Raw genomic sequence first — 22,406 nt, 5'->3', positions numbered from 1 at the left:
AATAAGATATTGGACATAGAAGAGTAGATATTGACTAATATTACATTCCTTACTGACAAGATTAGGGGTAGATATTGATGAGGAAAATATTTAAGAAGTTATTTAGTGTATTAGTTTTAGCAGCAATAGTAGTTAATAACAATATTTCATTTGCAGGCACTACTGATAATATTTTATATGAAAGTACTGAAAAAGAAATTATCTCCAGTGGTATTACATATGAAAAAAACAGCAGATTGACAGAAGCAGGTTGGGTTGATGTACATATAATTGAAGCGGATTTAACGAATCCATTTGTTAAATTGGATGTAATTAGAAATACAGATGGATTTGGAATAAAAGATACTCTTACTTCTTTATCAGAAGAAAATAATGTCATTGCTTCAGTTAATGCAGACTTTTTTAATATGAAAAATAATCCTACTGATATTATAGGATTTGAATATGAAAAAGACGGAATCATTATAGGTAGGCATAATTTCAATGTAGGTTGGAATTCATATGGTTCATTATTTCTGGACTCAAATAATTTACCATTTATTGATTTTATGCAAATGAGTCTCTTGATGACTAGTGAAGATGGTGAAAAAAAGCTGTACTTTGGTGGATTTAATCAGATAACTGGGGATACTGATTCAGTTACTTATTTTGATAAATATGCCATGAAGGATACAACTGAGATAGACGAAAAAACTCCAGGATTATGTAAAATGGTTATAGAAGATGATGTTGTTACTTATTTGTCTACACCAGGAGAGACTATCACATTACCTGAAAACGGTTTTATCATAGTTATGAATGAACAAACAGCTCTCTATAGCTTTAAAAGCTTTACAGTTGGTACAAAAGTAGTAATTAACACAAATGCTAATATTGATATAGAAGCCATTAATTTAGCAATTAGTGGTGGAGGAAAAGTTGTATCAGCAGGTGCGATAAGTAACGAAGGTTATGTAGTTGATAGAAAGAGAAGACATCCTAGAACTGCTATCGGTTATAATCAGAGTAAAGATAAAGTATATATGGTTGTAGTTGATGGAAGAGGATCAAGTATTGGAGCCACTCATGATGAATTAGGTAAAATCCTACTTGATAATGGGATATATGATGCTATTCATCTTGATGGTGGAGGATCAAGTACTCTAGTTGGAAGACATCTAGGAAATACTGATGTTAATGTATTTAACAGGCCATCTGGTGGAGTACAAAGAAGAATCCCAAATGGTATAGGGGTAACTTCAATAGCGCCAGTTAGTGATTTATACGAAATAAAGGTTATGGTTGATAAAACAAGAACATTCAAAGACATGCCCATCACTTTTAATGTTATTGGTTATGATATGTATTATAATCCAGTAGAGATTAATAATGACGACTTAATTTGGCAAACAGTAGGGATTAATGGTAAATGGGAAGGCAATAAATTCTATCCTCAGAGTGAAGGAAAAGGAACAGTAAAGGCACATGTAAATGGTATTTCTGGTGAGATTACTGTTCAGTCTACTAATGAACCTATTTCCTTGGAAATAAATAATGAATTCAGCTTTTTAGAACCTGGAGAATCAACTAACCTTAAGATATTAGGGATTGATAAAGATGGTTATAGAGGTGAGGTTAACGCTAAAAATGTAACATGGGAAGTAGAAAATAATAGCATCGGTGATTTTCATGATGGTCAATTTGTAGCAGGTAATAATCTTGGACAAAGTTTAATAAAGGGAACTATTGGAAATACAACTGTCTATGGATATGTTATTGTTAACAAGGAAACTGGACTTATTGATTCTTTTGAAAATGATACAAAACTACATACTACAGTTCATCCTGAAACAATTACTGCAACTGCAGAAGTTATAAATGAAGCCCATGAAGGTAATAACTCTATTAAACTGAATTATAGTTTTAAAGAGTCAACAAGTACTCAAGCAGCTTATTTAGAATTAGATGAACCATACACCTTTGATAAAAAACTTAATAAATTAGGTTTGTGGGTAGAAGGAAATGGTATTAATCATTGGTTGCGAGGAAGAATAAAAGATGCTGATGGAAATGAAAAATTAGTAACTTTTTCATATGCTGTAGATTGGACAGGTTGGAAATATATAACTGCTGATGTACCACAAGATGTTAAATATCCCATTCAACTTGATAGAATATACGTTGCTAGTCTACATTGTCCAAAAGATGACAGCTTTGAACTTAAATTTGATGATTTAACAGCACATTATGCATTTGATACATCTAATCTTACTTTACCTAAAGAGCAGATTTATGACCCACTTGGTAAAAAGATTATTGAAAATCCACAGATGAAAATGTCTGTATTCGGTAGTACTGGTTCTAAGAATGCACTACTAGATGATATAGTACAACGTGAAGTATTAGGAAAAATGGAAGAATTATCTGACGTAAGCCTATTTGTTGGAAATACTAAGATACCAAGGGATGAATTGGAAAATGATATTATCACTTGGGATAATAAATATAAAGTTACTGATTATGAAAATGTAAGAATCATTAATCTCGCTACATCAAAAAATAGTATGAGATTAACAGATCCTAACCAATGGAAAACATTTGTTAATGATCTTAATAATACGAAACAAAAACATATAATTATTACATTGGATAAAAATCCTTTGGAATTTAGTGATAAAAGAGAAGGAGAATTATTCTGTAATATACTTAAGAAATTGAAAGAAGAACAAGATAAGAATATTTTTGTTATAAATGGCAGTGGTTATGACTTTAATGTTGAATATATAGAAGGCATTAGATATATGGATATTAATGGATTATGGTACAAAGTCCATGATAAAAACAAAGTAGATATAAAGGAAAAATTTCACATAATTAATTTTAATATTAATGCTGATGATATATCATACAATGTTACTAATGTTTATCCAAAATAATTAGAGAATAGGCGGTTTTTTACATGGGTAAAAAAAGATATCGTATTATAATTTGTTGTTTACTACTTATGGTTACGGGGTTATTATATACATCAACAAATGCTTCTAGTGTAGATCCTGGAACAATAGAAGACCCTCTTGTTACTAAAAGTTATGTGGATGAAAAACTACAGGAAATCATGAACAATCAAGGGAATTCTTCAGGTAATAAACAAAGTGCAAATACAGATATTGACTATGCAAAAATTTATTCAGAAGTCAACAAATATATTGATGGTAAACTAGAAGGAATCAATAATAATTCTTCAGCATCAAAGTTCGAAATTATTGAACTTGAAGCTGGACAAAAGCTTATTTGTAAAGATAGCTCAGAAATTATATTAAGAGCTGGTTCTGCTACGATTATTGGTAACGAAACAGGTGATGGAATTTCTGATATCACTATAGGAATAGATTTGGCTATGGGTGTTGTTGTGCCTAAGAATCATCTGTTGATAGTTCCAAGAGATGATGGAAGAGGATTACAGATTGTGACTAAAGCTTATGTTATGATTAAGGGAGAGTATAGCATAGAGGATGAGGTTAATAGTGAAGAAGAGGTAGAACCAAATAGTGTGGAAACTTAACAAAAAGCACGATAGTTTTTACTACCATTTTATGGTATAATTCTATGAAAACAAAATTTGAATTATTTATTTGTAAAGTAAAGCGAGGCCACTATATGAAGGCAAATACATCAAAAAAGATTATTTCAAAAGATATAATATTCTATCTTCCAGCTAAGATATTAGAAGGACTAGTTGGATTTATAACAATCGCTGTTTATGCACGGTTATTTACACCAGAAATCTATGGGGATTATGGTGTTATTAATCCAACTATAAATGTTATCTTTTTAATTATATTAGGTTGGCTGATGCATTCCTTATATAGATATATTAATGCATATAAAGACGAAAATAACTTGAAAGCACTTTGTTCCACTGCATTTATTAGTTATATAACACTAGTAGGTGTTGTGCTGATTATACTGCTGATATTTCAATTAATCGGTAATGATATTATTGAGACCAAATTACTATTTAGCGCTTTTTTTATGTTTGTAGCATATGGTTTGAACCAAATTTTAATGAATCTTTTGGTTGCATTAAAAAAAATTAAGCTGAATTTAGTACTATCATTATGTGGTGTAGTACTAAAACTCGTACTTACAATCTTTCTAGCTTTTAATTTTGAAAGATCTGTAACAATTATATTAATTGCTAATGGTACTGTAGATTTGTTAAAAGCAATAATTGTTTTCATTAGATTAAAAGGATACAATTATATTAATTTTAATGAAGCTTCAAAGAATACTTTTAAAGTTATGATAAAATACGGTTTTCCATTAATTGGGTTGAGCCTCACTTTGTTTGTACTTAATATCTCTGATAGATATGTTATAATATATTTCTGCGGAAGAGATATTTCAGGTATATATACAGCAAATTACTCATTGGCTTCAGCTGTTTATACAATGATGATGATGGGAATAATGAGAGCAGTTTACCCTAATTTGTTAGAGGCTTGGGGTAAAAAAGATATTTCTAGGACTAAAGATATATTATCCAGTGGTGTTAGATATTATCTTCTAATATGTATACCTGCTACTGTGGGATTAGTTATGTTGGCAAAACCTATTTCTAAAATATGCCTAGCTGGCGAATACCAAGGGGGCTATGCTATTATAGGTTGGGCTTCTGTGGGAATGCTGTTTTTTGGACTATCTGAGTATTGTAATAAGGCATGGGAACTTACGGCTAATACCAAAATAATATTAAGGAATAGTTTAATTAGTGGAGTGCTTAATTTATTATTCAATATACTTTTAGTTCCTATCTATGGATATAATGTTGCGGCAATAACAACTATGATATCATTTGCACTATATTTTATATTAAGTTATAGAGGAGCCAAAAAAGTATTAATCTGGAAATTAAAACCGATAATATATATACGTATAATTGGAAGTGCGTTAACTTTTGGTATACTACTGATAATCGCTATGTCGTTCATGAAGTTTAATGTACCAATATTAGTTATATCAATAATAGTATCTATAATTATTTATGGTGTCCTATTATTAATAACTGGAGAATTAACAGAAGAAATGAAGATGATACGTAGATTATTTAAAAGATAAAAAATGTATAGGATGTTATGATTATGGGATTAAAGAAAAAGATTTGTTTAGGGTTTTACTATTTAATAGGAAAAAAAATGCCTGAATCTGATAGCTTGATTAACTTTGGAGCAAAAGGGTTTAGGAGATTTTTATGTAAAAATATATTTTCATACGCGTCAAAAACATGTAATATAGAAAAAGGAGTTTTTTTTGGCAATGGACAAGATATATCTATTGGTGAATATTCGGGAATAGGTCTACATGCTAGAGTTCAGGGACCACTTAGTATTGGTGATAATGTTATGATGGGACCAGATGTAATTATATATACCAAGAATCATGAAACAAAAAGAACTGATATACCAATGATTGAACAAGATGTAACGAAACCTATGAAAGTCTTTATAAAAGATGATGTTTGGATTGGAGCTAGAACAATTATACTTCCAGGTGTTACAATTGGTGAGGGAAGTGTTGTCGGAGCTGGTTCAGTAGTAACAAAAGATGTTGAACCATATTCAATTGTAGGAGGAACTCCTGCAAGGAAGATTAAATCAAGGAAAAACCTAATTAATTAAGGATATGATATTGATGAATATGTTTACAAAAATTATTGGTGTGGTAATAGTTATAAGTCTACTATCTGCATGTAATGTTAATAAAAATACAGCAGAAGAGGATGTAAGAAAAAAAGATATTTGGGTTATGCAAGATGATGATAGGATCAATATTGGTTATCGCTATAATGATAGAGAAGATATATGGATCGAATTTGCTAAGAGAGGTATTAATGAGTTGATGCAGATTTCGAATATATCAACTTCAACTATACAAAACAATATGACACTAGATAGTTTTAATAATTTAATTAAAGTAGAGTTGCTGGATAGTTGTTCTGATTGGGTTGGTCCATATATGGTTAGAAAAGGATTAGATAAAACTACTGAAAAGCCCCAATTTACAGGTGGCTGGCATGGTATTGATGATAAAGATGAAACTGCAAGGATGATTGACCATAGTGTTAAAATAGATGGTGATATCAATAATGATAATCTCCAAAAAGCTTCAAATGTTACTATAACAGTTAAAAATAATATTCAAGGATATAATACCCTTGAAAATAAAGAAGAAATCTTACAAGAAACTGTTATTTATAATATTGATAGTAAGGATATACAGGTTGAAGTAAGTATAAAAGCGTTAGATGATATTGTTATTGAGAGATATTATGGTTTACAGACACAGAATTCTCTTTATAAAATTATTAGATACGAAGGTTCTTTGGATACTAAATTTAATTCCTATGAAACCAATGACTCTCCATTAAAACAGGTTGACTGTATTAATCAGTTTACTCTTAGCTCAGAAGATGAAACACATATATTAGAAGCTTACTTAAATAATGAATATGGTTTAGGTAAAGGTGATTATGTAGATGAGTCTTGTCCATATGCTTTTACATTAAGCTATGGGAAAAGTTATTTTAATTTAGTAAACAGTAAAGATTTATATATGAAAAAGGGAGACGAAGTTGGATGGAAAGGAAGATACACTTTTAGATATAGTAATATTAAATAGAAATCTAATTAATAAGAATATAGAAAGGATTGATTAAAGTGAAAGAAAAGATATGTGTATTAGGTCTAGGCTATATCGGACTTCCTACTGCTGCTATGTTTGCTAGTAATGGATTTGATATAATTGGCGTAGATGTTAATGAGAAAGTTGTTAAAGCTTTAAACAAAGGTGAAATAATAATAGAAGAACCTTATTTAGATGTTATGGTAAGAGATGTTGTTGCTTCAGGTAAGCTAAGTGCTTCAGTTAAACCTGAGATATCAGATGTTTATATTATAGCTGTACCTACTCCTATTAATGAAGATAAGACTGCTGATATGTCTTATGTAATCAGCGCAACAAGGTCTATTGTACCATTAGTTAAAAAAGGTGATATAATAATTCTTGAGTCAACGTCACCACCAAAAACTGTAGAAAATATTATTATTCCAATATTAAAGGAATCTTCACTCAATGTAGAAGAAGATTTATATATAGCACATTCTCCTGAACGTGTTATTCCTGGTAAGATTCTTTTTGAGCTTGTGGAAAATAATAGGATCGTTGGCGGAATAGATGAAGAATCAGCACTAAAAGTTAAAAAATTATATCAATCCTTTGTAAAAGGAGAAATCTATACAACTAATGCTACAACTGCTGAGATGTGTAAATTAACAGAAAATACTTTTAGAGATGTAAATATAGCACTTGCTAATGAATTAGCAATGATCAGTGAGCAAATGGGTATCAATGTGTGGGATGTAATAAAATTCTCCAATAAGCACCCTAGAGTTAATCTACATCAACCAGGACCAGGAGTTGGAGGTCATTGTATAGCAGTTGACCCATGGTTCATAGTAGAAAAATTCCCAGAAACAGCAAAAATGATAACATTAGGTAGGACTATCAATGATAGTATGCCCGAATATGTATTCAACAAAAGCAGAAAGATACTTGGAACTTTAAAAGAAAAAAAGATTACAATACTTGGTATAACATATAAGCCTGATGTTGATGATATGAGAGAAAGTCCTATTATTGAATTAGTTGAACTTTTAGAGGAAGTTAGTGGTATCAATATATCAATACATGATCCTTATGTGAAGAATTTTAAATATCTTGAAAAAGACATCTATACAGCATGTAAGGACAGTGATTTAATCATACTTGGAGTAAATCATAAACTATTCAGTGATGCTAATATGGATAGAATATATAAAGAAATGAAACAAGCTAATATATTAGATACAAGAAATTTCTTTAATGAAAAGCAGTTAGTGGAAATAGGATTCAATTATAATTTATTAGGAAAAGGTAAATAAAAAAATGGAAAAAAAAGTTTTAATGGTAGCTAATCAATTTCCACCAATGGGTGGCTCAGGGGTTCAAAGAAGTGTAAAATTTGCTAAATACTTACCAGAATTTCAGTGGGAGCCAGTTGTATTTACAAGAGAATGTAATAAAGGTTTAATTGATGAATCATTACTTCAGGATATACCTAAAGATCTAAACGTAATAAGGACTAAATCTTATGACTTAAATGAGTTAGGGAAACCATTCAATTTAGTTGGAAAATTTATATCTAGGAAATTATTGATACCAGATGGTGACATAATTTGGTATAAAAAGAACAAAGATATTCTCCTAGAATATATCAAACAAAATAAAATTGAAGTTTTGTATACAACATCTTACCCCTATAGCGATCATCTATTAGGTCTATATGTGAAAAAACATATACCTGATATATGTTGGGTAGTAGATTTTAGAGATGAGTGGTGTAATAATCCGTATATTCTTGACATGGGATATTCAAAAAAACGTATGAACAAAGAACGTAAAATGGAAAAAGAAGTAGTTGACAATTGCGATTATTTTATTACTAATACACCGCTGATGTTAAAAAACTTCTTGAAAGATTATAAAATAGAAGGTAAATCTTATGTAATACCAAACGGCTATGACGAAGATGACTTCAATAATCTTAATAAAGATTATGTGAAAAAGGATAAACTTATAGTAACTTATTCAGGATCCATGTATGGAAGAAGAAAACCAGATTATTTCTTACAAGCAGTGAATGAATTAATAGATGAACAAAAAATTGATAAAAATGATATATTAATAAGATTTATAGGCAATATTCCTAATAAGAAGATAAAAGAGATAAATGAAATCTATTCTTTTAACGAAACAGTTAAGTACTTACCATATATGGAACATAAGAAAAGCATTGAAATGCTCATAGAATCTGATATCTTATTATTTATTATTGGAGAAGGCAAGGGAGCAGAGAATTTTTATTCTGGTAAAGTGTTTGAATATATGAATACTAATAGACCTATATTGGCGTTGGTACCGCCAAAAGGTGTTGCAGCTGATGTAATAAGAGAGACTAATACGGGATATATATCAGAGACCACCAATGTAAGTAAAATAAAAGAATTAATGCTTAAGTTATATATGGATTGGAAGAATAATACCATTGCAATACAACCAAATTGGGATAAAATCAAAACTTTTGAGAGAAAAGAATTGACAAAACAACTTGTTCAAATACTCAATAAAGCTTATGATATCAGGTAGATTATAGCTGTGGAAGTTATGAGATACAATAGTAGGAAGGTTGAATGTTATGAAAATATTACATCTTATTAGTGGAGGAGATAGTGGAGGAGCAAAGACTCATGTCATTACTCTAATAAATGAATTAAGTAAGCATGCAGATATAACACTTGTATGCCTTTTAGACGAGGGGTTTGCAAAAGAAGCAAGAGAGAAAGGTATTGACGTTGTTGTTATAAAACAAAATAAAAGATATAAGTTAGACATTGTTAATCGTCTGGTTGAAATGCTGAAAAAGGATAAATATGATATACTTCATTGCCATGGAGCAAGAGCTAATTTTTTAGCCATGTTTATCAAAAGAAAATATTCTATACCTACTGTATCTACTATACATAGCGATTATAAATCGGATTTTGATAATAACTTGTATAAAAAGATAGTATATACAACTTTAAATTATTTTAGTTTAAAACATATGGATTATTTTATAGCAATAACTAACCGGTTCAAAAAAATGTTAGTAGAAAGAGGATTCAAGGATAATAAGATTTTTGTATCTTATAATGGTATCGAAATAGTAGAAAAAGAATATTCAGTATCTAAACAAGAATTTTTGGGTAGATATGATATTAAGTATGACGTGAATAAGATTTATGTAGGTATTGTAACCAGACTTCATCCAGTGAAAGGAATTCCTGTTTTTCTTAAAGCAGCAGCTAAAGTAGTACAAACTTCTAGTAATATTGAATTTTTAATTGCTGGTAACGGTGATGAAAAACATACTGAAAAATATAAGGAATTTGTTATTAACAATAATCTAGGAGATAAAATTAAATTTCTAGGATTCATTAAGGATATTGATAATTTCTATAACACATTGGATATTAATACACTAACATCTCACAGCGAAAGTTTTCCATATGCATTGTTGGAAGGTGCACTTAATAAGAAAGCTACTATTAGTTCAGCTGTAGGTGGAATACCAGAGATGATTATACACGAAGATTCAGGATTATTATTTGAAGACAGTAATTATAAGCAATTAGCGAAAGATATTATGATGCTTGCTGACGATACTGATATGAGGAATAAATATAGTGAAAATATGTATAATAGAATTAAAAATAATTTCTCTGATGTAAACATGGCAAAATCACATTTAGAAATATATAAAAACATATTAAAAAATTAACCATCTATATAAGTTGAATTGATATAGAGTCTTCTTAAAAGTTTAAGTCAACAAAATAGTCGTTAAGAAAGGAAGGATAATATGAAATTAATTGACAAGAATGGTAAATTATTTGGTAAGATTAATATTATGGATATAATTATTATTCTTTTAGTAATAGTGATAGGTATTGCTGTTATTAATAAATTAAATAATAAAGGTAGTGGGATAGCTATTTCATCTGCTAAACAGGATATATATATTGTTGCAGAAGCTTATTCTCAAGCACCAGACATAGCAGAATCTATTGTAGAAGGAGAAACTATAGTTGCTCAAAACAAATATCAACCAGGAAACATAGATTACGTTGATATAAGAGATGATGATTATGTTGCAACTACAAAAGATGGAAAACTTGTTGCAACAAAAGATCCAAGCAGAAAAACAATCGAAGTTGGAATTAAATGTAAAGCCAATATAAGTGGACCATACATTGATAGTGGTGGACAAGAGATAAAAGTTGGGTTGCCATACTGGATAAAAACTAGTAATGGTCAAATAAAAGGACTTGTTAAAGAGGTTAGATTAGAGCAATAATTAAACTTACCCACTACAAAAAATTCAGGCAGGCTAAATTAAAGGTGGGAAAGTTAGGAGAAAACAATAATATAAGGGAGAGAAATAGATGAAGATTATAAATGAAAAAGGTAAACTATTTGGATTAATTAATATTATTGACTTAATAACCATTGTTCTGATTATTGCATTAGTTTTAGGAGCATTTTATAAATTTAAAGGTAATGATATCAATGTATTAGGTTCTAACCAAACAAAAGAAGTGGAATATGTTGTTAGATTAGTGCCAAACTATGGATATTTCTTCGAACAATATAATATAGGAGATAAATTAGTTCAAGATAAAAGAGTCCTAGATGCAACTATAACTGATATTAAAATAGAAGATTATTATAAGACTGTACAAGATGAGAATGGTGAAGTTTCTTCACAGAAACATCCATTTTATAAGCAAGCTTTCATAACTATAAAAGCAACTGTATCTGATAAAGATCCGATTTTTAAATTGGGTGAACAAGAAATTAGAATCGGATGTAGTAACTTTGTTAGAACTAAATTATGTGAAATGCCAGGTTTTATATATGAGGTTATAAAGTAATAACTTGACTTAGGAGATATATAAGAGAGGAAAGAAAGCTATGAATGTAATTAGAACTAGTTTTTTTTATAGAATAATTAAGTATGTTGATAGAATACATGAGTATAGCTTTTTCTATAAAACAAGGAAAAAGAAGAAAATTCACAAATCTACTAAGTTTAACCATTCAATATATCAGTATTCATTAATATATAAACTATTGTGTGCTATAGGAAAAGCATTTAATGCATTATTTAATTGTATTAATAGAGGTTGTACAACTAGCTTCATAATAAATGCAATAGGTAAATTAACGTATGATATGGAGAATAAGAAAATAAGGGTATTCAATCAATTTATGATAAGTTTTATTATTGGATATATAATAACTAATATTGCTTTTAGTATGTTTGCTGGCTATAAAATAAAATACGTACTAGTATTTGTTGTATTAACCATAGTTGTTAATTCTATGGAATATCTTATGCGAGAGTATAAGGAAAATAGTATGTTGATTTGTCTGTTGAACAAAATTATAAGCTGAATAAGTTGAATTAGAAGATAAATATGAAAATAATACAAGTTAGTTGGTGAACAATGTGAAAAATAAAATAAATGTATTAATTATAATAATTGGTTTAGTTATTGGTATGATAGGCGCTAAATTAGGCATTAGCATGGCTTTGGGAGCAACGATGGTTATAATATTAGCGGCAGCTATTATTCTAGATTATCAAAAGACAGTTATACTACTTGGACTATATGTCTTTATTGATTTTGTAGTAAGAAACGTAGCTGGTTTGGCTGTTTTTTCAAGTATATGGGATGAATTAATGTTTCTAGGGTTTATATGTATATTTATCTATAAATTAATACGTTATAGGAAAAAAGGTGTTTATAAATCCACTCCTATAGATTTTCCAATTGTTTTTTTTGTTTTAATAGGTATTTTACTAGTATTTATTAATTCACCTAATCTAGAAATTGCAATCGATGGATTAAGGGCGGTTGTACAATATATGCTATGGTATTTCTTAGCGGTTCAATTACTTGATTCTACAAAAAGTATTCTGAAAGTGTATTGGGTATTGACATCAGTTGGTACATTACTAGGATTACATGGTATATATCAGTACTTAACTGGTGCTGAGATGTTAGGTAATTGGGTAGATAGTGCAGAAAGTATAACTACAAGAGCGTATTCTATTGTAGGAAGTCCTAATATACTAGGAGCGATTTTTGTGCTTTTTATTCCTATGAGTATAGCGTTACTTACTTCTGATTATAATAGATGGAGGAAATTTATTGCACTATGTATGACAATAGTCATGGCTGGAGGATTATTTGCAACTATGTCAAGAGGGGCATGGATATCAGCTGCTTTCGGTATTGGTATCTTTATACTCTATAAAAATAAAAAATTTATTTTACCGCTTATATTATGTGGAAGTATAGCTGTACTTATGCTTCCTTCATTATCAAGTAGATTGACATATATGTTTACTGATGAATATAAAGCTAAATCATCCCAAGGTGGAAGAATATATAGATGGGAAGAAGGCATTGAAGCTTGGAGTGAAGGAAATAAAATTATTGGGTTAGGATTAGGAAGATATGGAGGAGCTGTTGCAACCAATAATGATTTATCTCCTTTCTATATGGATAATTATTATCTTAAGACATTAGCTGAAATGGGTATATTAGGATTAGTATCTTTTATTTTACTTCTAATATGCGTAGTTAAATGGTGTACCACAGCAGTCATAGAAGAACGTAATAAAAGGAAAAAAGATCTAATGATGGGATTATTTGCAGGAGCGTTAGGTATACTAGCGCAAAATGCTGTAGAAAACATATTTGAAGTTCCCATGATGGTGACCTATTTTTGGCTTTGTATAGGACTGATAATGGCACTTAAGATGGATAAAAGTGGATATAGTATAAGAGATAATAGAATGAAATAATAAGATGGCATTTTATTTCATTAAAGGAATGGGTGTTTACATGATAAATATTGTAATCTCTGGATATATTGGTTATAGTAATTGTGGTGATGATGCAATACTATCAGCTATATGTGAAGGAATTAGAGAATTGAATATAGAAGCTAATATTATAGCTTTATCTAAAAATCCTACAATTACTATGAAAGATAATAATATAAAATCAATATATAGATTTGACTGGAAAGAAGTTAACAAAACTATAAAAAATGCAGATATTATAATAAGTGGTGGGGGTAGTCTACTACAAGATACTACAAGTACAAGATCACTCCTATATTATTTAGGTATAATAAAATTATCTAAATTATATAAAAAAAAGGTTATGCTATATGCTAATGGAATTGGACCAATATACAAGAAAATGAATAGAATGATGACAAAATACATAGTTAATAAGGTGGATCTAATAACTCTTAGGGATGAATTGTCAAGAAGAGATTTAGAGAGTATGAAAGTAACAAAACCTATAATCCATGTTACTGCAGATCCTGTATTTTCTATGAATATTAAAAAAGATGGTTACAAAAAACTCTTAGCAGATGGTGGCATTCCGTTGGATAAACCACTTGTAGGAATTTTATTTAGAGAATGGAAAAACATTAGATATGAAGAGATAATCGCAAAAGTATGTGATGAACTTATAGAAGATAAAAATGTAAATATAGTTTTCATTCCAATGGAATATAAAGAAGATATAGGTATTAGTAAACACATTTCTAGTATGATGAAGAACAAATCTTATGTACTGGATAAAGACTTGGATTCATCATCTATTATTGGAGTAATAGGTGAAATGCATATGATACTAAGTATGAGACTTCATGCTTTATTATTTGCGGCGTTAAGCAGTATACCAATGGTAGGATTTGTATATGATCCAAAAGTCAGTTGCTATTTGGAACTGATGGATATGCCATCAGCAGGTGATGTTCAAGAATTAAATATAACTTCTATTAATAATATTGTTAATGATGTTTATAATAATTATGATAATTATGTTGAGAAGTTGAATAAGATAAAGGTCGAAATGAAAAAGAAATCAGAGCTTAACAATAAATATCTTTTAGATCTGATAAATGTATCAAAAAAATGAAAGGATTAATGTTAATAGATGAAAGTTGATATTTTGGGAGTTAAAGTAGATGATTTAACAATGAGCAAAGCCGTTAATAAGGTAATAGAATATACTAATAGCGATAAAAAATATAAAATCTATACCCCTAATCCAGAATTTGTTATGGCAGCAAATCAAGATGAAGAGTTTAGAAATATTCTTAATCAAGGTGATTTGGTTATTCCTGATGGAATAGGTATTGTTATTGCTTCTAAAATAATGAAAAAAAGTATAACAGAACGTGTTGCAGGTTATGATCTTCTTCAAAACGTTTTTAATAAGATTAAAGGTACTGATAAAACTGTATATTTTTTTGGAGCTTCCAAAGGAGTAGCCTTACAAGCTGCTAATAAAATGAAAGAGATACACAAAGGGTTAAATGTTGTTGGTATACATGATGGATATTTTGATGAAAAAGAAGAGCAAAAGATTATGGATACTATAAATTCTCTTCAACCGGATTTATTATTAGTAGGTTTAGGTGCTCCGAAACAAGAAAAATGGATAAGCAAGAATATTAATAATTTAAATGTCAAAGTTGCTCTAGGCGTTGGAGGTAGCTTTGATGGAATGGCAGGAATTGTAAAAAGAGCTCCTGAAATATATCAAAAATTAGGTCTTGAATGGTTTTATAGGCTTATAAAACAACCTACCAGAATAAAAAGGATGATAAAATTACCCATGTTCTTAATAAAAGTTATTATACATAGGAAAGCTAGCTAAAATGTTTTCTTAAAAATGCTTAAATTTGTATAACAGAAGGAGAAAAATTATGGAATTAACAAGTAAGCGAAAACCTATTATGGATTATTTTATAATAATTGTAGGAGTAACATTATTAGCGGCGGGATTAAATATGTTCTTTATCCCTCTGGATCTTGTAACAGGTGGAGTTACTGGCTTGGCTATAATTATTAAAAAAATGACTGAAAATATAGTACCTGGTGGAATTGAACCATGGATTACTAATATTGTCATAAATATTCCTTTGTTTTTTACAGCAGTGCTTATTAAGGGTAAAAATTTTGGCGGTAGAAGTTTATTCTCTACAATGTTTTTATCATTAGCTTTAATCTATACATCTTATTTACCACCAGCTACAAATGATATGTTACTTGGAAGCGTGTTTGGAGGTGTTATATCTGGAGCAGGGCTAGGATTAGTTTTTTCGGCATATTCAACTACAGGTGGAACAGATTTAGCAGCCAGTATAATACAACACTATATAAAGCATATATCAGTAGCTCAATTAATGCTTATGTTAGACGCTGTTATAATTTTATCAGGATACTTTATATTTGGCATGGAAAAGGCTATGTATGCTTTAGTGGCAGTATTTATTTCTGCTAAAATTATAGATGCGTTTTTGGAGGGTATTCATTTCTCAAAAGCAGCATTAATCATATCTGATCATAACGATGCAATATCCAACGAAATTATGCAAAGATTAGATAGAGGAGTAACAGGTTTACAAGGTAGTGGTAAATTTTCTAAAAAGAGCAAAGAAGTACTTCTTTGTGTTGTATCAAAAAAAGAAATTGTTAAATTGAAAGAGATTGTCAGAGAATATGATAAATCTGCCTTTGTTATTGTTGCAGATGTAAAAGAAGTTTTAGGAGAAGGGTTTATAGAATATAAATAAAATTAAAGCATTTTTTCTATAGGAAAACCTTATTTATAGACTATTTTTTATGTAATTCTCAGCAAAAAAAATATATAAAAAAAAGTATAAGTTTTATCTATATTTACTTATCACGATATAAGTATAGATAAGTTGACTAATTATTAATTCATATATAATGCAAATTTTCAGGATTGGTGTTAATAGATTATAATAATTAATATGTTAATTTTACAAGTGTGACATAATTTATTACTTTTTTTTGGGTAAATCATACTAGAAACAGAGTAGTACATGATTATTATATATTAAGAAATTAGTCATTATATATAGATTAGTAACTTATCAAATTAATATTATAGATATAAGTATTAAATAGAATAAGCAATATACAAATTAAACAAAATGAAAACAGCTAATTTGTTTAATTAACCTATGGTATTAGCCCCTGAAATATAGTATATTATCATACGTAGATACATACAAGAGCCGGAAAATTACAAAAAAATCCTAAGGGGGCTAATTTATTATGGCAAGCTTATCATTAAAGAATATTAAAAAAGTATATGCTCAAGGAGTTACAGCTGTACAAGATTTTAATCTTGAAATCGCTGATAAAGAATTTATTATCTTTGTAGGACCATCAGGTTGTGGTAAATCAACTACACTTCGTATGATTGCTGGACTTGAAGAAATCACAGAAGGTGAACTTTACATTGGTGAGAAATTAGTTAATGATGTTGAACCAAAAGACAGAGATATCGCCATGGTTTTCCAAAACTATGCGTTATATCCTCATATGACTGTTTATGATAACATGGCATTTGGTCTTAAACTACGTAAAACTCCTAAAGCAGAAATTCAAAAAAGAGTTACGGAAGCTGCTAGAATATTAGATATAGAGCATTTATTAGATCGTAAACCAAAAGCATTATCAGGTGGACAAAGACAACGTGTAGCTATGGGTCGTGCTATTGTTCGTGAACCAAAAGTATTCTTAATGGATGAACCTCTTTCAAACTTAGATGCTAAACTTAGAGTTCAAATGAGACTTGAAATTTCTAAATTACATCAAAGATTAGCAACAACAATTATCTATGTTACTCATGATCAGGTTGAGGCGATGACATTAGGTACTCGTATCGTTGTTATGAAAGATGGTATTGTGCAACAAGTTGATACACCAACTAACTTATATGAAAGACCCAAAAACCTATTTGTTGCTGGTTTTATTGGATCACCACAAATGAACTTCCTTGATGCAAAAGTAGCTAAGAATGGTAATGGTATTGATTTAGTATTTGAATCAAACAGAATTACTTTACCTGAAGTGAAAGCTAAGATTTTAATCGATGGTGGTTATATAGGTAAAGAAGTAGTTATGGGTATTCGTCCACAAGATATACATGATAGCCAAATTTTCTTAGAATCATCACCAAAGAGTATTGTTATGGCGGATGTAAATGTTACAGAAATGTTAGGTTCTGAAACATTCTTATATGTTATTGTTGATGGTTATGACATGACAGCACGTGTAGATCCAAGATCAAAAGCTAAACCAGGAGATAAAGTTGAGTTGGCTATGGATTTAAATAGAATTCATCTCTTTGATAAAGAAACTGAAAAGACTATTGCTAACTAGATTATATTAAATTAGATTTTTAACATGAAAAATGTTAATATACCAAAAGGGAATGTAGAATACTACATTCCCTTTGATTTTTATGTTTAAATTTAATATACATGGCTTTATTTATTAAAAGTATTACAATGTTATTTAGTAATTGTTACTTGCTATTAACATAATATAACTAATATCGTATAGTAAAAATGAAAAAAATATAAAAAATTGTATATTCGTTATTAAAAACTAACAAGATTTATGAACTTTTTGTAAATGATTAAGAGGAAATATACAAAATTACGTATTCCCTCTTTTATTTTTGTAGATTTTGCTATAAAATATATAATAAGGGAAATAGTAAAGCCTAAAATTGGAAATAACTTTAATAACAAATATTTTATTCACTTATATAATATGCTTTTCAATACTAAATAATAAGGGAGAGAAATAAATGATATCAAACCAAATTATTCAAAACACCATTGAAGGACTAAAAACAATAACACGTATTGATATAAGTGTTATAGATCCAGATGGCAAGATACTAGCAACAACTGAAGAAGGTAGATTAGAAGAATACAATTTTGCAGTTCCAGATTTCGTAAGATCACAAGCAGAAAGTCAATTAGTTCTAGGGTATCAATTTTTTAAAGTTTATGATGATCATAATGTAGAATATGTAGTTTCTGCAAAAGGTGAAGCAGAAGATGTTTATAAAATAGGAAAGATAGCATCTTTTCAAATACAAAATCTTTTAGTAGCCTACAAAGAAAGATTTGATAAAGACAATTTTATCAAGAATTTATTACTGGACAATCTATTACTTGTTGATATATATAATAGGGCTAAGAAACTTCACATTGAGACAGATGTCAGAAGAGTAACATTTTTAGTAGAAACTAAATTCGAGAAAGATAATAACGCTCTAGAGATCGTAAGAAGTATATTCCCTCTAAAAACTAAAGACTTCATTACTGCTGTTGATGAAAAAAATATTATTATTGTAAAAGAATTAGATGAAAACGATACTAACGAAGATATTAATAAAATTGCAAAAGTAATCTTAGATACTCTTAACACAGAAGCTATGAGTAGTGTGTATGTGGCTATGGGTACAGTAGTAAATGATATTAAAGATGTTTCACGTTCTTACAAAGAAGCTAAAATGGCTTTAGAAGTAGGTAAAATATTCTACGTGGACAAGTATATTGTAGGTTATAATAATCTAGGAATTGGAAGAATTATTTATCAATTACCATTACCTCTTTGTCAAATGTTTATAAAAGAAATATTCCATGGAAAATCACCAGATGATTTTGATAAAGAAACCATCACAACAATAAATAAATTCTTTGAAAATAGTTTGAATGTATCTGAGACATCAAGACAGTTATATATCCATAGGAATACTCTTGTGTATAGATTAGACAAACTACAAAAGAATACTGGTCTTGATTTACGTATTTTTGAAGATGCCATTACATTCAAAATAGCATTGATGGTTGTTAAGTATATGAAATTTATTAGTGAATCAGAATATTAAGATATAGATGTATGAGTGAAAAAAATGATAAAGCAATTGTAGTTATCTACAATTGCCTAAGTCATTTGTTCATTTACATATGAGTCGGAGTAAAATAATAGTTTGTTTTTTGTAGTTAGGAGGATAATAGTTGATACGTCTTGAAAACATTACAAAGATATATCCTAATGGGGTATGTGCTTTGAATAATGTATCATTGGGAATAGAAAAAGGAGAGTTTGTTTTTATAGTTGGTAATAGTGGTTCAGGAAAAACTACATTAATAAAATTATTAATGAAAGAACTAGATTCAACTGAAGGAAAATTATTTGTTGATGACAAGGATATAACAAAATTAAGAAGACGTTACGTTTCTACACTAAGAAGAAATATTGGAGTTGTATTTCAAGATTTTAGATTGCTTGATAAAATGACAGTATATGATAATGTTGCTTTTGCACTTAAGGTAACAGAAGTTTCAAGTAAAAAAATAAGAAGAAGTGTACCTATGGTATTATCAATGGTGGGTCTTTCTAAGAAGGCAAAAATGTATCCAACAGAGATTTCAGGTGGGGAGAAACAAAGAACAGCACTAGCTAGAGCAATTGTTAATAATCCCCCAATTCTGGTAGCAGATGAACCTACAGGAAATCTTGATCCTAATAATTCATGGGAAATAATGAAATTACTAACAGAAATTAATATGAGGGGTACCACGGTAGTTGTTGTAACTCATGACAAAGAGATGGTTAATGCAATGAAAAAACGAGTTATTACCCTTAATAATGGATGTGTTGTAAGAGATGTGCAAAGGGGAGACTACGGGGATGAAGCTTAGAACAGTTGATTATTGCTTTAAACAAGGGGTAATTAATTTATTTAAAAATAGATTAATGTCCATCGCTTCTATTGGTACAATAGCGGCTTGTCTATTTATTGTAGGAGTTTTTTATATAACTGCTGCCAATGTTGAATTTACGTTACAAGAAGCAGAAAGTAACTTAGGAATAGTGGTTTTTCTGAAAAAAGATATAACTGAAGCAGATAGAAAAGCTATTGAAACCATGATAAGCCAAAGAGAAGAAGTAAAATCAGTTGAATATATTTCACCAGAGCAAGCATGGGAAAACTTTAAAAAAACAATGTATGAAAATAATGAAGAACTACTGACTGGATTTGATGGAGAAAATAATCCATTAAAAGACTCGGATAGTTTCCAGGTATTAATTAAAGATATTGATAATCAGGAATTATTAATAAAGTACATACAAACTCTAAAAGGTGTTAGAGAAATAAATCAGGAAAAAAATCTTACAGAGATAATAAAAGGATTCAATAATTTTATAAATTATATGAGTATAGTACTTATTGTAATACTTATTTTCATATCTGTTTTCCTAATTTCTAACACAGTGAGAATAGCTATATCGGTTAGAAAAAATGAAATTGGCATTATGAAGTATTTGGGAGCAAAAGACTTTTTTATAAAATTCCCATTTATAATAGAAGGTATGCTTATAGGAGCGGTGGGTGCAATAGTACCGTTAGCAATAATATACTTTGCATATGACTATGTAATAAATAAAATAAATGAAAAATTTGTTGTAATTAATCAGTTCTTATCATTTATGGATGTAGGACAGATATATAGAATACTTATACCATTATCACTAATTATCGGAATGGGTATAGGTATCGTAGGAAGTAGAATTACTATAAGAAAGCACTTAAAAGTCTAACTACTTGAGAAAATTTATAAAATAATAATGGAGGGCTATATGAAAAGAGTAATTAAAAATTGTATGATCATATTACTTTTGTTTATGGTTCCAACTACAATATTTGCTTCTTCCTATAAGCAGCAGTTAGATGAATTGGAACAAGAAAAGAAAAATAACCAAAGTTCGATAAAGGAAAATGAACAGAATATCAAAGAGTTGGATTCAGATATTAAAGAGTTGATAGAAAGAGTTATACAGTTAGATATGCAGATTGATGAATTCGATTTTAAGATTAAAGATTTAGAGCAACAATTAGGTGATAAAGAAAAAGAGATTGAAGTCACTAAGCAAGACTTAGCAAAAGCTAAGGAAAAGGAAGCAAAATATTTTAAGCAAACAAGTGAACGTATGAAAGTAATATACGAACAAGGAGATTCAGCCTATTTAGAGGTAGTGTTAGAATCCAAAAATTTAAGTGATCTACTTAACAGGGTAGAGTACGTAAACGCATTGTTGGAATATGATATGAATATGATAAAAGAACTAGAAGATATAAGAGATGATATAGCTAATAAAGAAGCAAAACTTGAAGATGATAAGAAAATAATTGTTGGATTGAAAGATGAGTGTGACCTTCAAAAAGTTGCATTAGAAGAAGTACAAGCAACTAAAGAAAAAGAAATGGCTGTTCTAGAAACGGATAAAAGAATTAATCAAGCAGAAATAGATGCTAAGAAGAAAGAAATGGATGAAATAGCAAAGGCTATTGATAATATTAAGAGTAAATTAGTTTATGCAGGTGGTAAGATGTCTTGGCCTACTAAATCACGTCGTATAACATGTGATTTTGGTCCAAGACCTCATCCTATTACAAAAAATCCTTCATATCACACAGGTATTGATATTGGTATACCATCTGGGACGTCTGTAAAAGCGGCTAGTAATGGAACCGTGACATTTGCTGGTTATAGTAGTGTATGGGGTAACTATGCTTTGATAGATCATGGAAGTGGATATGTCACTATCTATGCACATAACTCTAAATTACTAGTAAAAAAAGGACAAAAAGTAAAAATTGGACAAACCATCGCAAAATCAGGTAATACAGGATGGTCAACTGGACCTCATTTGCATTTTGGTATAAGAAAAAATGGTGAATGGGTTAATCCAATTAATATGCTTAATTAATAAAAAATTATTTAATTGCAAAAAACTGCTAATGCAGTTTTTTTGCTATAATGGAATAATACTAACTCAAAAACAATACAAT

At 29.3% G+C, this 22,406-nt stretch carries 20 protein-coding genes; all 20 read left to right on the top strand.

Going from position 1 to position 22,406, the window contains the following annotated elements:
- The first annotated feature begins 77 nt into the window (after positions 1-77).
- Positions 78-2,915, top strand: coding sequence for a phosphodiester glycosidase family protein (locus tag ACX6CF_RS23160; protein WP_458787753.1), 2,838 nt, complete (start codon positions 78-80; stop codon positions 2,913-2,915).
- Positions 2,916-2,938: 23 nt separating this feature from the next.
- Complete coding sequence (locus ACX6CF_RS23155; RefSeq protein WP_458787752.1) at positions 2,939-3,541, top strand: hypothetical protein; 603 nt, start codon at positions 2,939-2,941, stop codon at positions 3,539-3,541.
- 95 nt (positions 3,542-3,636) lie between these two features.
- Positions 3,637-5,097 (top strand): lipopolysaccharide biosynthesis protein, encoded by a 1,461-nt coding sequence (locus ACX6CF_RS23150; RefSeq protein ID WP_458787751.1) that lies wholly within the window; start codon positions 3,637-3,639, stop codon positions 5,095-5,097.
- Positions 5,098-5,120: 23 nt separating this feature from the next.
- Positions 5,121-5,657, top strand: a complete 537-nt coding sequence (locus ACX6CF_RS23145) for an acyltransferase (RefSeq protein WP_458787750.1) — start codon at positions 5,121-5,123, stop codon at positions 5,655-5,657.
- Between the two features lie 13 nt (positions 5,658-5,670).
- A complete protein-coding gene (locus tag ACX6CF_RS23140; protein WP_458787749.1) occupies positions 5,671-6,657 on the top strand; it encodes a hypothetical protein in 987 nt (328 codons plus the stop codon).
- Positions 6,658-6,695: 38 nt separating this feature from the next.
- Entirely contained in the window at positions 6,696-7,958 is a 1,263-nt protein-coding gene (locus ACX6CF_RS23135) for a nucleotide sugar dehydrogenase (protein ID WP_458787748.1), read from the top strand.
- Between the two features lie 4 nt (positions 7,959-7,962).
- Positions 7,963-9,222, top strand: coding sequence for a glycosyltransferase (locus tag ACX6CF_RS23130; protein ID WP_458787747.1), 1,260 nt, complete (start codon positions 7,963-7,965; stop codon positions 9,220-9,222).
- A 49-nt stretch (positions 9,223-9,271) separates the two neighbouring features.
- Entirely contained in the window at positions 9,272-10,396 is a 1,125-nt protein-coding gene (locus ACX6CF_RS23125; protein WP_458787746.1) for a glycosyltransferase, read from the top strand.
- Positions 10,397-10,477: 81 nt separating this feature from the next.
- On the top strand, positions 10,478-10,972 hold the full coding sequence (locus ACX6CF_RS23120; protein WP_458787745.1) for a DUF4330 domain-containing protein: 495 nt from the start codon (positions 10,478-10,480) through the stop codon (positions 10,970-10,972).
- Positions 10,973-11,060: 88 nt separating this feature from the next.
- The gene (locus ACX6CF_RS23115; RefSeq protein WP_458787744.1) at positions 11,061-11,549 is read left to right on the top strand and encodes a DUF4330 domain-containing protein; all 489 of its coding nucleotides are present in this window, start codon (positions 11,061-11,063) and stop codon (positions 11,547-11,549) included.
- A gap of 40 nt (positions 11,550-11,589) precedes the next feature.
- A complete protein-coding gene (locus ACX6CF_RS23110; protein ID WP_458787743.1) occupies positions 11,590-12,072 on the top strand; it encodes a hypothetical protein in 483 nt (160 codons plus the stop codon).
- Between the two features lie 55 nt (positions 12,073-12,127).
- Positions 12,128-13,492, top strand: a complete 1,365-nt coding sequence (locus ACX6CF_RS23105; RefSeq protein WP_458787742.1) for an O-antigen ligase family protein — start codon at positions 12,128-12,130, stop codon at positions 13,490-13,492.
- 40 nt (positions 13,493-13,532) lie between these two features.
- The gene (gene csaB / locus ACX6CF_RS23100) at positions 13,533-14,627 is read left to right on the top strand and encodes a polysaccharide pyruvyl transferase CsaB (RefSeq protein WP_458787741.1); all 1,095 of its coding nucleotides are present in this window, start codon (positions 13,533-13,535) and stop codon (positions 14,625-14,627) included.
- 18 nt (positions 14,628-14,645) lie between these two features.
- Complete coding sequence (locus tag ACX6CF_RS23095) at positions 14,646-15,371, top strand: WecB/TagA/CpsF family glycosyltransferase (RefSeq protein WP_458787740.1); 726 nt, start codon at positions 14,646-14,648, stop codon at positions 15,369-15,371.
- 49 nt (positions 15,372-15,420) lie between these two features.
- Positions 15,421-16,290: a YitT family protein gene (locus tag ACX6CF_RS23090; protein ID WP_458787739.1), complete on the top strand. Its 870-nt coding sequence runs from the start codon at positions 15,421-15,423 to the stop codon at positions 16,288-16,290.
- A gap of 508 nt (positions 16,291-16,798) precedes the next feature.
- Positions 16,799-17,911, top strand: a complete 1,113-nt coding sequence (locus ACX6CF_RS23085) for an ABC transporter ATP-binding protein (protein ID WP_458787738.1) — start codon at positions 16,799-16,801, stop codon at positions 17,909-17,911.
- Between the two features lie 433 nt (positions 17,912-18,344).
- A complete protein-coding gene (locus ACX6CF_RS23080) occupies positions 18,345-19,436 on the top strand; it encodes a PucR family transcriptional regulator (protein ID WP_458787737.1) in 1,092 nt (363 codons plus the stop codon).
- A gap of 130 nt (positions 19,437-19,566) precedes the next feature.
- Entirely contained in the window at positions 19,567-20,253 is a 687-nt protein-coding gene (ftsE, locus tag ACX6CF_RS23075) for a cell division ATP-binding protein FtsE (protein ID WP_458787736.1), read from the top strand.
- On the top strand, positions 20,243-21,154 hold the full coding sequence (ftsX, locus tag ACX6CF_RS23070; protein WP_458787735.1) for a permease-like cell division protein FtsX: 912 nt from the start codon (positions 20,243-20,245) through the stop codon (positions 21,152-21,154). The genes ftsE and ftsX overlap by 11 nt, the downstream gene beginning before the upstream one ends.
- 39 nt (positions 21,155-21,193) lie before the next feature.
- The gene (locus tag ACX6CF_RS23065; RefSeq protein ID WP_458787734.1) at positions 21,194-22,324 is read left to right on the top strand and encodes a murein hydrolase activator EnvC family protein; all 1,131 of its coding nucleotides are present in this window, start codon (positions 21,194-21,196) and stop codon (positions 22,322-22,324) included.
- Positions 22,325-22,406: the final 82 nt, after the last annotated feature.

It is taken from the genome of Vallitalea sediminicola, assembly GCF_054408565.1.
This window is presented reverse-complemented; position numbering and strand designations above follow the sequence as displayed.